This window comes from Helicobacter rappini (genome assembly GCF_900198625.1).
Lineage (GTDB): Bacteria > Campylobacterota > Campylobacteria > Campylobacterales > Helicobacteraceae > Helicobacter_A > Helicobacter_A rappini.
Map to the genome: position 1 here is coordinate 40,834 of NZ_FZPK01000006.1, position 12,575 is coordinate 53,408.

Genomic DNA, 12,575 nt, shown 5'->3' on the forward strand with positions numbered 1-12,575 from the left:
ATATTAAGATACAATTAAAGCATAAAATCGCTAATAACTTAGCCCTGCATTATAAATCTAATACACAAACTCATAATCTTTCAATGCTTGTTGTGGTGGAAGCAAAACTTTACCAAAATTAAGCGATACGCCAATCATAAAGTTTGATGCGGGCAAGTCTATATCATTTGCTTTAAGCATATAGTAACGCAAAAGTGGTGCGATACTCAAACTTCTAAATAGCTTTGCATCAATGCGAGTTTCAAGCAAAAGTTGATAATCAGGCGAGATTCTAGAATCTTTCGCATTGAAAATATACTTTTTATAGTTCATCGTATAAGTCCATTTCACATTCTTATTTAAGCTATACTCTAGCGATATACCCACTTCCAAACCTGCACCATTTAGCTTTGTCATGGGATTAAAATCATGTTCGCCAAAGAAGTCAAAATAAAGATTTTTCACATATCTACCATCAAAGAGCTTTGCCCCTGCCATGTAGTTTATGATATGTCTGCGACCTATACTTGGCGTTGGATTAAACTCTGTTTGATAGGAAGCCCGCACATAAGGACCCATCTCAAATATCTCAAAACCCCAGTCAAAGTCCCACATTCTTTGCGTATAGTCTGTTGAAAATACCATTTTATCAAGGTTTTTGTTGGTAACAACGCTTTTGTTTGTTTGTGTGATTTGTGTAAAGCCATATTCTGCATAAGCGGTGTTAAAGACTACAAATCGTGGGGCATAGAAATTGCCATTTAGAGTAAAAAAGAATTGCAGTGCAAGTTGGGAGTTACCCTTTAGGTTACTATCAGAAAAGCTTGTGTAGAGCTTTTGATTGCTAAGAGAGCTTTGTGTGAAGTTTAGGGCAATGCGGTTTAGATCCACCTCCCAGCCTACTTTATCTTCATTAATATCTGCTTTTGCTTGAATGAAAGGTAGAAGCGGTGCGGCTTGCATAGAGCAAGTAAGCATGAAAAATAAGGCAATAAGAAACTTTTGTCGCACAAAGATTTCCATTTAAGCATTATTCTCAATAGAATCTAGCGTAATCTTAGTATTATCCATGAATTCTACGCCATCTCCATGCTCCAAAATAATATCTGCAATGCTTTGCGTGATAATATCTTGCAAATATTGCTGTTTGCATTCTATATTTATTAGCACTTCATGGTAAGTCTGCTGTGCTTGTGGATTCTGTGTGGATTTTATAGTGGAATCTTGTATAGTGTTATTCATAATTGCCTTTCTATATTAAACTCGTTTGATTTAGATTCTAAAAGATTTATTTGTATTATAATAAAAAGGCGTATTATATCATTCTTTTTGTAATATATATGAGATTTAGATAGCTAGAATTGCATTCATTTTATTGTTGTATAGTCATGGAATCTTGTTGCAATATTACATAGTGCAATGATTGTTATCTGAGATTGTAAGCGTTTATTAAGTCATCAAGGCATATCAACTTGGTTAAAAAGATTTAAATATGATATTGGCTTTAGAGTTTGTGTTGCTTTTTATTTTATTTTTATTTGCAAGCATTATCCACGATTTTATTTGCAATGACATGCAAATTATACGCTTCATAACGCAAAGATTTAAAAGTTTGACTTTTGCCAAACTTTTGACATTCTTTTAGCTTTAGACACTCTTCAAGCACTCTTGCGCTTTCGCAGATTCTATGAAAGTTTGCATGAAGTATTGCTACTAAATCTAGCCTTTCAATCTCTGTGTCAATGCTGCCTTTTGCAATATCGCATTCAACATCGCGTGCTTGTAACAGCAAATCTGTATGCTGTAAAATAGCTTTATGTCGCATTTGCTTTAGCGTATAGGTTATTTCCTTGTTGTCATATACATAGCGAAATATATCCTCTACTACACGAATGCCCTCTTGCAATCTATTGAGATTTGCATCTAATATACGCAATATTGTATGAGTTTTATCTGTATTCATAAAAGATCTTTAATTATAGAATGAAAAAGCAAGTGAATGTAAAGCTAAAAAATGAATATTTTTGAATCTAGGTTTCTACTTTGCAAATCATACATAAGCGGGTAGCTTTGATTTATCATATTGAGCCATTGGGCAAAGAATCTCATGGAATCTAAATTTGAGATATTTTGCTACACTCAAATATGATAAAAGTATCACCTAGATTCTAGATTAATCCTTATTTGAAAGACCTAATATCTGCAGTAATGCAGTAAAGATATTCAACACATCAAGGTATAAAGAGATAGCCGCCATAATAGGATTATCATAACGACCTCTTACAATATTTTGTGTATCATAGGCGATATACAAACTAAAGATAAGCACTACTGCACTTGCAATTGCAAACTGAAACATAGGGCTTTTGAAAACAAACATATTTAAAAGACCAAATACAAAAATCACAAGCACTGACCAAAATAATGCAGTCCCCATATTTGCCAAATCTTTTTTAGTTTTCAAAGCAAAAATACTCATGATACCAAAAATAATAGTAGTCATAGCAAGAGCTTGAGCTACAATCGCCGAATTTTTCGCCATCACAAACGATAAAAGCGGGACCAAAGCCAAACCACTAATGAAAGCAAATGCAGCAAATACAGCCAGATTAATACCGGGCTTATCTTGCACAAAACCCAGACCAAAAATCAGTGCAAGTTCAAGCACAAAAATTGGAATTCTATATTGCGCAACCAAAACAGGATCATAAAACCCAACCAATGCACCTATTGTTGCTAAAAGCAAACTGCCTGCAAAAAATTTATATGTCGTTTTTACAAAATTCACAAGAGCAGTATCACTATATGAAGATTGATAATCTACTTCTTGTGTATTTTGAGTGTAATTTCTATCATAAATTCCCATAATTTCTCCTCATAATAAAGAATTTGCGAGATTTTAACCAAAAATTATTAACCAAGCAACAAAATGCATTACTCCACAAAAGCCCAAACTATGTATAATCAAAGTTATTTGACTTTATAAAGTAGTCCCACCCTGCTGGACCATCCTAGATTCTTTGGCATGTAGGGTAAATGAGACACTCATTACCGCATGGCGATATGAAACAACATTTAGCTTATAAAATATGCACTTCGTAAATATAATCCTTTGTATCCATGCTATAACGCAATTCTCGTATAAGCGTGTGATGATTTTTCCCTTTGAAAAAGCTCTCAAGTTTTTTCAAATCTTTTTCCGCATTTTCTCTATCAAGATAAAATATTGCACCTTTGCTACCGCTTTCTTCCACCTTTTTTGCCATTGCTTCAAATGTAATGGTGTTTGCCTTGATATCTGCCTTGAGACTTTCTTTAGCAAGTTTTAGTTCCATGTATATCCTTTTTCACATATTTAAAATGAATGGTATTCTATCTTAATCTTGTTAAGATGTTAGCATTACAGCATAATAAGATTATTATCTCCGCAACGCCACGCAACATGCGAAAAAATACTTTGTATGGTTAATTGAATAATTCAGAAAGAAGTGGTACGCCCAAGAGGATTCGAACCTCTGACCTACGGCTTAGAAGGCCGTTGCTCTATCCAGCTGAGCTATGAGCGCATGAAGTGGTACGCCCAAAGGGAGTCGAACCCCTAACCCCCAGATCCGAAGTCTGGTGCTCTATCCAATTGAGCTATGGACGCATAAAGCTTCGCTTATATTATGCTTTGTAACAATGTAGAAATATGGGGTGGATGATGGGGCTCGAACCCACGACCCTCAGAGCCACAACCTGATGCTCTAACCAACTGAGCTACACCCACCATACATGCCTTAATACGCTAAGTGAAAATGGTCGGGGCGAAAGGATTCGAACCTTCGACCCCTTGGTCCCAAACCAAGTACTCTAACCAGACTGAGCTACGCCCCGACACAAAAAAAGAAGTGATTATAAGATATTTTTATAATAAAGTCAAGATATTTTTATTATTTTAAGTTTAGTTTTTTTGTTTGTTCTCAAATGTTGTTTTATAATAGATATAGCAAAAACAAGTAGAGTTAGGCTTTTATGGAGAATCTGTGAGAGTTTGTTTCTATAGTAAAAAACATTTATACTATGTTTGTATCTGTTGTATTATATTTTTGCTCTCTCTGCAAAAATTCGAGTTTCTCGACAAACATAAAACTACAATATAACGCTATAATATCAAGGAACAAAAAGGAGAGATAATGCGGCAATCTATATCCACAACTAGCAATACGGCTTTACCTATTGATACACTTGTTGATACTCTTACTGATAATCTTGATATGCAAATTGATACTGCAAAGCAAGTAGCCACACCTTGTAGTATCACACAAAAACTGCTCAATAATGAAGACATTCATCATTTATTGCCACATGCAAGCATAGCGGAGTTAAAAAGCATAGCAGAGTTAATACGACATAGAATCTTAGAAGTGGTGAGTAAAAATGGTGGGCATTTAAGTTCTACGCTTGGAGCGGTTGAATTGATTGTGGGAATGCACTCGGTGTTTGACTGCTCTTTGCACCCATTTATCTATGATGTGAGTCATCAAGCCTATGCACATAAATTGCTTACAGGGCGATACAAGGCATTTGAGAGTTTGCGTCAAATTGATGGCATAAGTGGTTTTATCGCACCTTATGAAAGCAGTCTTGACTACTTTATAGCAGGGCATAGCTCGACTTCACTCTCTCTTGCAGTAGGTGCTGCTAAGGCTAAAAAGCTAAGAAATGATCCGCATAAGCCCATTGTAATGATAGGCGATGGCTCCATGAGTGCGGGGCTAGTCTATGAAGCGTTGAATGAATTAGGGGATTTAAAACTGCCTGTAATCATTATCTTAAATGATAATGAAATGAGTATTGCAAAGCCTATTGGTGCGATTTCTAAGATTCTATCAAAGACTATCGCTAGTCCGCTGTATCAATCCATGAAAGAAAAAGTGAAAAAAATCGTGGATAAAATGCCAAATGGCACGACTTTTATCGCAAAACGATTTGAAGAGAGTTTTAAACTCATTACGCCCGGATTATTATTTGAAGAGTTTGGGATTGACTATATAGGACCAATTGATGGCAATAATATAGAAGAAGTCGTTACTACGCTAAAAAATGTCGCCTACTTAAATCGTCCCGTATTGCTGCATTGCCAAACTATAAAGGGCAAAGGCTATCAAATCGCTGAGGGTAAATATGAAAAATGGCATGGCGTTGCCCCATTTGATTTAAATACAGGACAAGCGATTGCAAAAAGTGCGATTAAAAGTCCAACTGCTGTGTTTAGCGATACGCTTTTAAGTATGGCACAACTCAATGAAAAAATCGTAGGCGTAACCGCAGCTATGCCAAGTGGCACAGGGCTAGATAAACTCATGGATATAATGCCAGAGAGATTCTTTGATGTCGCAATAGCAGAGCAGCACGCAGTAACCTCTATGGCAGCTATGGCAAAGGAGGGCTTTAAGCCCTATATTGCTATCTATTCTACTTTTTTACAACGAGCATTTGATCAGATTGTGCATGATACTTGCATTATGAATCTCCCCGTTGTATTTTGCATTGATAGAGCTGGGATTGTGGGTGAAGATGGTGAAACGCATCAAGGCTTACTAGATATTGCCTATCTACAAAGCATACCAAATATAACTCTCATCGCCCCAAGAGATAATAGCACGCTTTCTCTGCAACTTGAATATTCACAATATGTAACTTCACCACTTGCTATCCGCTATCCTAGAGGGCAGTTTATGCTAGAAAAATGCTATATGCGTTTAGATTCTATTATAAAGGATTATGATACAAAAGCAAGGCAAAATATAGAATCTAATAATTGTTATGTTGAGCGAAGCGAAATATCTCAAAGTTTAGATTCTAATAAACACATAACAGAATCTACAAAAAGCACTAAAGAGACAACGCAAACAGATTCTAAAACAACCGCTTGTCATACTGAGCCTTTAGGCGAAGTATCTAATACAGAATCTAAAAAAGATTCAAATAAAGATTTTTCGCTTTTGTCAAAAACTCAAAACGACAAGAATCTAGAATCTCAACCATTTGGGCGGGTGCAAGGCATTGGGGTGCAAGATAATGAGAATTTAGAATCTTGTAGAATAGTCCTGCAGAATCTTCACAACACACAAAACTATAACACACACCTAAAAGCACACAAAGCACAAATGCTATATGATAGCTTAGTGCATACAAAAGATTCTATACAACATAACACAGAATCTAGCAGGAAAAAGATTCTACTCATAGGCTATGGCAATGGTGTGGGTCGTATGCTTGATGTATGGCTTAGTTTGCTAATAGAGCATAATATCCATGCTTCACTGCTTGATATAATTAGCTTAAAGCCGCTTGATACTGATATGCTTACTATGTGTTTGAGAGACTATACGCATATTTTTGTTATGAGTGATAGTTATAAGCTAAATGGTGTTGGTGCATGTATCATGCAGTTTGCATTTAGCGAGTTAGAGCGTGGCAATCTAGCACAGATTCCAAAGATTATAAGCTTTGAGATAGAAGATATTTTTGTAAAACATGGAAACACACAAAAGATTGAAAAACAGCTTAATATAGACACAGAAAGTTTGGTGTCTAAAATTTTAGAATCTTACTTTTAGTTCAATGTAAAATATTAAACTTCTATATCATGCGATCATCTCAACATATTGTTTCAATGCTTATACAAGCAAATAAAGACAACAAGAACTTTACATTTTTATCATACAATGCAATGCTAGAGATAATGGCAACAAAATAGGTAGATAATGACAACAAAACATGGCACAAAACGCAAGGTATATGACTATACACATAGAGTTCAAACGCTAGATTCTATAAATTATCTTAAACTACATGCGACTTTTTGCCTTATTTTACTGCTTGATGTAGCCTTGTTTTGCTTCATGACTAGCCAAACGAGCATATATATTAGAGAAGCACATGATTTTTTTAATAAAGATACTCTTCCAAGCTATCTTGCAAATATCGGCGTATCTTTTATGCAACACTTTTTTCATAATCCATTGTTCAATGATTATGGTATGCGTCTGCCTTTTATATGTCTGCATATACTTAATTGCATACTGATGTATAGCATTTCACTACATATCTTGCATAAAAGTAGCGATTCGATTGTATGTGTGCTACTTTTTATGGCGATACCGGGCGTATCAGCCCAAGCTTTAGTTCTCTCTTACATGGGGGTTTTAACACTTTTATGCTTACTTATTGTGTATTTTCAAGTGCGTTACAAACGCATTGCTTATGAGTTATTTATCATTGCTGTATTTTTAGATTCTGGTGCGGCGATCTTGTGTTTAGCTCTCTTTTTTTACGCACTCTTAAAGCGAAAAGCCTATACAATGGTTTTTAGTATGATATGTTTTGGTGTTAATATGTATCAATTTGCACCTATACATGGCGTCCCAAATTCATATTTTTTCGATACTTTGGGGCTTATGTCGCTGGTTTTTACGCCTGTATTGTTTGTATATTATGTCGCTGCTACCTATAGCTACACTTTTAAAAAGTCCCCATTATTATTGCATCTCATACCATTTGTTGGATTTTTATTCATCATGCTGTTTTCAACACGGCAAAAGATTGAAATTGAGAGTTTTTTGCCGCCATTATGCGTTGGGATTCCATTTTTTATGCAAAAGATTCTCTTTGACTTGCGTTCTCGTTTGCCACAATTTAGAATGCGATATAAGATTCGCATTTATGGGCTTATTTTATTTTTACTATTTGGAAATATAGCGCTTTTTGGCAATAAAATTACCTACTATATAAGTGATGTGCAACATAACTTTGCCTATTCGTTTTATGAAGCAAAAGATATAGCAAAGGAATTGTATAAGCGAAATATAACACATGTCAATGTGCCAAATAGTGATTTAGCCCTGCGACTTAACTTTTATGGTATCAACACAGACATAAAAGACAATCCGCCAAAATACACACTCACAGCAAACAATAAAGGCTCTATCATAATAACTTATGGCAACACTAAAGTTGCACAATACGCCCTTATCCCTTATAAAATCACGCATAAAAAGTAGGGATAGATTCTTATGTGATTTTACCTTGTAGTTGAATAGAATCTTTAGAGGTTATGCAAGTGTTATTGTGTAATCTTAATTTATCTCAGTTTTTCATGCCCCAATCCCCTAGTCTAATACTAAGAAAATATCTTTTTTACTCTTTATGCAACCCTTTAAAACTTAATCAAACATATTTTTATAAGAAAGTATTGAAAGTAATGTAATTTTGCCTTATCAATATGTTTTTTAGTTATAACAAATATATGAGAGATTAATAGAATTATGTAAAACTTTTAATGTAGGGCTTTGGAGTATTGATACTTTTTTACATTGGTTTTTTAGGTGCTTGTAAGGTTAAGATATTAGTAGGGTAATTACCCTCTCTCATCAATAATACTTGCTTGTCTTGTGTATGTAAGGCTAGATTCTGTAATATCTAATCTTTGGTTTGGTTGTGTGGTTTTAGAATCTTGCAAATTTTTAGAATCTTGTAAGTTAGCAGAATTACTCGCATATTTAGAATCTTTTGTATTTATAGAATCTTGTGTAATTTTTGAGTTTTGTAGATTGTTAGAATCTTGTATAATGTCTGTATTAGATTCTGTGTCTGCTTGTGATATTGGTGCGTTTAGATTCTGCAATAAAATCCGCTCATCTAAGAAGAATTTTGCCTGCAATATGGCTAATACAATATCAGGTGTAATGCTATCCATATTCAATCCATAGTCGCTATACTCATGAGAATCTTTTGGGTTAAATAGACCAAAAGGCGTGCAAATTACATGCTTTTTGTTTTGACTGATGGGGGCATATCGGTGCGGATTTATCGTATTTTTATACGGGAATATTGAAAAGGTGCTAGTATCAAGTGCGGCAGCAGCGTGTAAAAGCGTGTTATTATTAGCGATAAAAAGGCTACTTAGGTGGATTAGGGCTAGGATTTGTGTGATAGTATTTGTTTTTGTCGTGCTGTCTTGTGCTGTGCTAGAAAAAAGATTTTTTTGTGAGAGATTTGGGAATTGTGAAAGCATAGCTTGATAACCTTGCATTTCATCAATTGGGGCTAGTATCAATACATTATGAAACTTAGCGAGGGCATTTGCAATGGTGAAAAAATGCCTACTCTTCCAGCCTAGCTCTTGCAATCCATAACTTGGACAGATTGCAATATAGCTAGTGTCTAGGGTTGTGTCAAACTTCTGCGCGATAATCTCTTGGGCGGTGGCTATATCGCTTAGTTTTAGATATAGCTTTGGATATATGAATTGTTTGCATTGCAGAAATCGCAGTAAATCAAAGTTATATTCAGCTTCATGTTTGTTATTTAATGTGCGTTTTTGCTTAATTTTATAGTTAAAAAGAAGTGAATAAAAGTGTGAAAATACACCTATTCTAGCTTTAATCCCAGCACGAAATAATGCTATTGTGCTTTTTTTATCAGCTACAAGTGAGAGTGAAATATTAATCTTTGCATTTTTTAAGGATTTTGCTAGATTTGGGTCTGTGTCAATGCAAAAAATCTTGTGTATATGTGGATTATTTTGAAAAAAGTCTTGCATACTTGAGTGCAAAAGAAAGCTAATTTTAGAGTTTGGAAACTCATTTGCAAGGGCATTTATGCAATGCAGGGAGAGTATAAGACTTGCACCATTTTTATACTCATTGCAATGAACGAGTAGAAAATGATAAGGGTTATTTGTATTTAGTGTTAGCATGAATATGCCTTTTTATTGTGGGTGTATAGGTTTTGTGTGCAGTAGAGATATGATTCTATCAACTATTGCTTGTGTATCTTGTCTAGAATCTATAATGTAATCACATGAGTTTTCATATATTTTAATGCGTTCATTATAGAGGGCTTTGGCTGTAGATATGTCATCAAATAGAGGTCGTGTGTTTTCTTTTGTGGCTTCTTTTAAAATGCGTTGTGTGATTGTATCAAAATCGCTTTGCAAATAGAAACATACACCAAGCCCTCTTACATTATTAAAGATTGGCATACCACCACCTGTTGCGATAATATACCCTTTTTGTGTGGAAAAAGATTCTATAAAAAGAGATTCTAAATGGCGGAAATATGCCTCGCCTTTATATGTGAAAATATCTTTAACACTGCTTTTTTCCTTCTTCGCTATATATGTATCACTATCTATAAAGGGCATATTTAGGGCTGTTGCAAGTAGCTTTGCGATGGTGCTTTTACCGCTACCCATAAAGCCTATTAAGATGATATTATCCATTGCTTGTCTCTCTTTTGTTTTATTAAAGCGTTTTTCGTGGTGGTTTTAATTGAGTATTATAACAAATATTTGGGGTTATATGATGAAGAACAAGCATACTATACATACACCCTTGCGACGCGTTTTGATACTGCACAGGTAAGCTCATAATTAATCGTGCCTATGTGTGCGGCTAGCTCATCTACGCTAAGAATATTGCCAAAATCATCATAGCCAAACAACACAGCACAATCTCCCACCTTCACTTCTTCTATATCACTCACATCAACCATGCATTGATCCATGCAGATATTACCTATAACCCTTGCTCTTTTACCGCGTATTAAAACTTCTGCTTTATTAGATAAAAGTCGCATATATCCATCAGCGTAGCCCACTGGTAATGTAGCGATTTTAGTTTTCTTATGTGTGATAAAAGTGCCACCATAACTCACACATTCATTCGTATCAACTTCTTTAATATGCACGATATGCGCTCTAAAACTCATAACAGGTTTTAACTCTAAGCCTTGCATATCCATCGCAAAAGATGGCTTTAAACCATAGGCAATGATACCAAGTCTTACCATATCTAAATGCGTTTTACTCGCATTCATAATACTTGCACTATTAGCACAATGTAGCAGTGTATCTTCATGCTTAGGAAGCAAAGATACAAAAGCACAAAATCGTTCATACTGCAGATTCAAATATCCCAAATCACAATCTGCACTCGCAAAATGCGTAAAGATACCGCGTATAAAAACATTTGAGAGTTTTGCTATTTCATGGATTTCATTGAGACTTTTTGAATCGCATTGATAGCCAATTCGATTCATACCAGTATCAAGCTTGATATGTATTTTTGCTTGTTTATTCTGTCTTTTTGCACTTTTATTTAGCTCTCTTGCCATGTCTATATCATATACGCATAGCTCAATGTCATGCTTAATCGCCTCATCAACGACAGAAGGCGGCGTATATCCCAAGACTAGAATCTTAGCTTGTGTTAAATGCTCTCTTAGCTCCATTGCCTCATCAAAAGTGGCAACACCTACTTGATAGATTCCGTGTGTTAGGGCGAGTTTTCCCAACTTTAATGCGCCATGCCCATACGCATCAGCCTTTAAGACTAACATTAAATATGTGCGTTGTGGCACATATTCGCGTATCAGCTTTAGATTATGTAGAAAATGGTCTGTATGAATATTTGCATAGACATAACGCTTTAAATCTTTATGTGCCATTGTGTTGCTTTCGTGGTTTGATAATATTTTGTAATTCTACTTAAAACTTTGCTAAGTGTTGTTAGCTTTTCATTTGTAATATGGCTATGAAATATTTAATTTATATAGAGTTTGCTATAATTATGCGAGTTTTTGAGTGATTTATAAACTAGATTCTAAATAAAATGAGATAGATATGCGACAGGTAAAGAGTGAAAAAACACAAGAAAATAAAGATTCAATTATTCGTTTTTCTGTGTCCTTGCCATTGGGGTTGCTTGATGAGCTTGATAGTAAGATTACGCAAAATGGCTATACTTCGCGTTCAGAACTTATCCGCGATATGATACGCGAAAAGCTAGTCGATGAAAAATGGGATAAGGGCGAGAGTGAGGGGACAAAAGAGCATTTAGGTGTGTTGGTGTTGATTTATGATCATCATCAAAGAGGGCTAAATCAAAAAAAGAATGAAATAGAACATAATAATCATTTAGTGCAAATTATCTGCACAACGCATGTGCATGTCGATCATCATAATTGCCTTGAAACCATTATCCTTAAAGGCAAGAAAGAAGATATTGAAAAGCTGTGCATAGAGATTGGTGGATTACTTGGGGTTAAATTTGCAAAACTCACACGCACTGCAAGTTTTATGGAGCAAATGTAGTTTTTGTGTTGTGTATTTATCCGCAATAAATTAAGATTCTGAATTTCCATAGATATAAGTTATGTCATGTTGTGTAATGCGTTAAAGTCTTGGAATAAGGACATACAATGTGTTTTTAGAGATCAAGTTGCTATTTAAAAGACTTTTTGTTTGTGATAATCTTGTCAATTACATGGCTTTGAATAATACACATGTTGTAATTAAGATAGAGAAACTTTTTATATAGAATCTCATATTTATAAAAACTCTGCAAAAAGCCGCTCTAGCGATATAATGCAATTAATTAACTGCAAACTAGTTGCAGAAAAAAAGAATAAGAAATCAATCAATATAGCTATATACAATTAGTGAGAGTGGCAATCGTGCAGGCAGCTAATAAATTTCTCAAACAATACTTCTTAAAGATTATCAAAAAGGTTGGCATTTCTGCAATTTTTAGTAATTAATGTAATTT

At 34.8% G+C, this 12,575-nt stretch carries 11 protein-coding genes, 4 tRNA genes and 1 pseudogene; 4 read left to right on the forward strand and 12 right to left on the reverse strand.

Annotated elements, in window-relative coordinates:
- Nucleotides 1-57: 57 nt before the first annotated feature.
- The 9 genes from C6H17_RS01825 to C6H17_RS01865 form a co-directional block, all read right to left on the reverse strand.
- Nucleotides 58-990: a hypothetical protein gene (locus C6H17_RS01825; protein WP_223808332.1), complete on the reverse strand. Its 933-nt coding sequence runs from the start codon at nt 988-990 to the stop codon at nt 58-60.
- A gap of 12 nt (nt 991-1,002) precedes the next feature.
- Complete coding sequence (locus C6H17_RS01830) at nt 1,003-1,221, reverse strand: hypothetical protein (protein ID WP_005219301.1); 219 nt, start codon at nt 1,219-1,221, stop codon at nt 1,003-1,005.
- A 292-nt stretch (nt 1,222-1,513) separates the two neighbouring features.
- Nucleotides 1,514-1,942 carry a hypothetical protein gene (locus C6H17_RS01835; protein ID WP_020995540.1) on the reverse strand — a complete coding sequence of 143 codons (429 nt, stop codon included), beginning with the start codon at nt 1,940-1,942 and terminating at the stop codon, nt 1,514-1,516.
- Between the two features lie 210 nt (nt 1,943-2,152).
- Nucleotides 2,153-2,845: a Bax inhibitor-1 family protein gene (locus C6H17_RS01840; protein ID WP_005219299.1), complete on the reverse strand. Its 693-nt coding sequence runs from the start codon at nt 2,843-2,845 to the stop codon at nt 2,153-2,155.
- A 214-nt stretch (nt 2,846-3,059) separates the two neighbouring features.
- Entirely contained in the window at nt 3,060-3,314 is a 255-nt protein-coding gene (locus C6H17_RS01845; protein ID WP_005219298.1) for an HP0268 family nuclease, read from the reverse strand.
- A 154-nt stretch (nt 3,315-3,468) separates the two neighbouring features.
- Nucleotides 3,469-3,545, reverse strand: a tRNA-Arg gene (locus C6H17_RS01850).
- A 6-nt stretch (nt 3,546-3,551) separates the two neighbouring features.
- Nucleotides 3,552-3,628: transfer RNA gene (locus C6H17_RS01855), tRNA-Arg, on the reverse strand.
- Nucleotides 3,629-3,671: 43 nt separating this feature from the next.
- Nucleotides 3,672-3,748: transfer RNA gene (locus C6H17_RS01860), tRNA-His, on the reverse strand.
- Nucleotides 3,749-3,777: 29 nt separating this feature from the next.
- Nucleotides 3,778-3,855 (reverse strand) — tRNA-Pro (locus tag C6H17_RS01865).
- Nucleotides 3,856-4,235: 380 nt separating this feature from the next.
- Between C6H17_RS01865 and dxs the strand changes: the two are divergent.
- The 3 genes and pseudogenes from dxs to C6H17_RS01875 form a co-directional block, all read left to right on the forward strand.
- Nucleotides 4,236-5,843, forward strand: a pseudogene (gene dxs / locus C6H17_RS12735) (1-deoxy-D-xylulose-5-phosphate synthase); the annotation flags it as partial.
- Between the two features lie 288 nt (nt 5,844-6,131).
- Nucleotides 6,132-6,584 carry a transketolase C-terminal domain-containing protein gene (locus C6H17_RS12740; RefSeq protein ID WP_223808336.1) on the forward strand — a complete coding sequence of 151 codons (453 nt, stop codon included), beginning with the start codon at nt 6,132-6,134 and terminating at the stop codon, nt 6,582-6,584.
- Between the two features lie 147 nt (nt 6,585-6,731).
- Nucleotides 6,732-8,027, forward strand: a complete 1,296-nt coding sequence (locus C6H17_RS01875) for a hypothetical protein (RefSeq protein ID WP_005219296.1) — start codon at nt 6,732-6,734, stop codon at nt 8,025-8,027.
- Between the two features lie 356 nt (nt 8,028-8,383).
- Here C6H17_RS01875 and C6H17_RS01880 read toward each other — a convergent pair whose 3' ends face one another.
- The 3 genes from C6H17_RS01880 to alr all read right to left on the reverse strand — a co-directional run bounded on the left by C6H17_RS01880 (nt 8,384) and on the right by alr (nt 11,475).
- Nucleotides 8,384-9,724 (reverse strand): glycosyltransferase family 9 protein, encoded by a 1,341-nt coding sequence (locus C6H17_RS01880; RefSeq protein WP_005219295.1) that lies wholly within the window; start codon nt 9,722-9,724, stop codon nt 8,384-8,386.
- 12 nt (nt 9,725-9,736) lie between these two features.
- Nucleotides 9,737-10,249 (reverse strand): shikimate kinase, encoded by a 513-nt coding sequence (locus tag C6H17_RS01885; RefSeq protein ID WP_005219293.1) that lies wholly within the window; start codon nt 10,247-10,249, stop codon nt 9,737-9,739.
- A gap of 98 nt (nt 10,250-10,347) precedes the next feature.
- Nucleotides 10,348-11,475, reverse strand: a complete 1,128-nt coding sequence (gene alr / locus C6H17_RS01890; protein ID WP_005219292.1) for an alanine racemase — start codon at nt 11,473-11,475, stop codon at nt 10,348-10,350.
- 175 nt (nt 11,476-11,650) lie between these two features.
- Between alr and nikR the strand changes: the two genes are divergently transcribed.
- Nucleotides 11,651-12,121 carry a nickel-responsive transcriptional regulator NikR gene (nikR, locus tag C6H17_RS01895; protein WP_005219290.1) on the forward strand — a complete coding sequence of 157 codons (471 nt, stop codon included), beginning with the start codon at nt 11,651-11,653 and terminating at the stop codon, nt 12,119-12,121.
- Nucleotides 12,122-12,575 lie beyond the last annotated feature (454 nt).

Coding starts and splice junctions, on each gene's coding strand:
- C6H17_RS01830 (WP_005219301.1), bottom strand. CDS start 1,221: ATGAATAACACTATACAAGATTCCACTATAAAATCCACACAGAATCCA.
- C6H17_RS01835 (WP_020995540.1), bottom strand. CDS start 1,942: ATGAATACAGATAAAACTCATACAATATTGCGTATATTAGATGCAAAT.
- C6H17_RS01840 (WP_005219299.1), bottom strand. CDS start 2,845: ATGGGAATTTATGATAGAAATTACACTCAAAATACACAAGAAGTAGAT.
- C6H17_RS01845 (WP_005219298.1), bottom strand. CDS start 3,314: ATGGAACTAAAACTTGCTAAAGAAAGTCTCAAGGCAGATATCAAGGCA.
- C6H17_RS12740 (WP_223808336.1), top strand. CDS start 6,132: ATGCTATATGATAGCTTAGTGCATACAAAAGATTCTATACAACATAAC.
- C6H17_RS01875 (WP_005219296.1), top strand. CDS start 6,732: ATGACAACAAAACATGGCACAAAACGCAAGGTATATGACTATACACAT.
- C6H17_RS01880 (WP_005219295.1), bottom strand. CDS start 9,724: ATGCTAACACTAAATACAAATAACCCTTATCATTTTCTACTCGTTCAT.
- C6H17_RS01885 (WP_005219293.1), bottom strand. CDS start 10,249: ATGGATAATATCATCTTAATAGGCTTTATGGGTAGCGGTAAAAGCACC.
- alr (WP_005219292.1), bottom strand. CDS start 11,475: ATGGCACATAAAGATTTAAAGCGTTATGTCTATGCAAATATTCATACA.
- nikR (WP_005219290.1), top strand. CDS start 11,651: ATGCGACAGGTAAAGAGTGAAAAAACACAAGAAAATAAAGATTCAATT.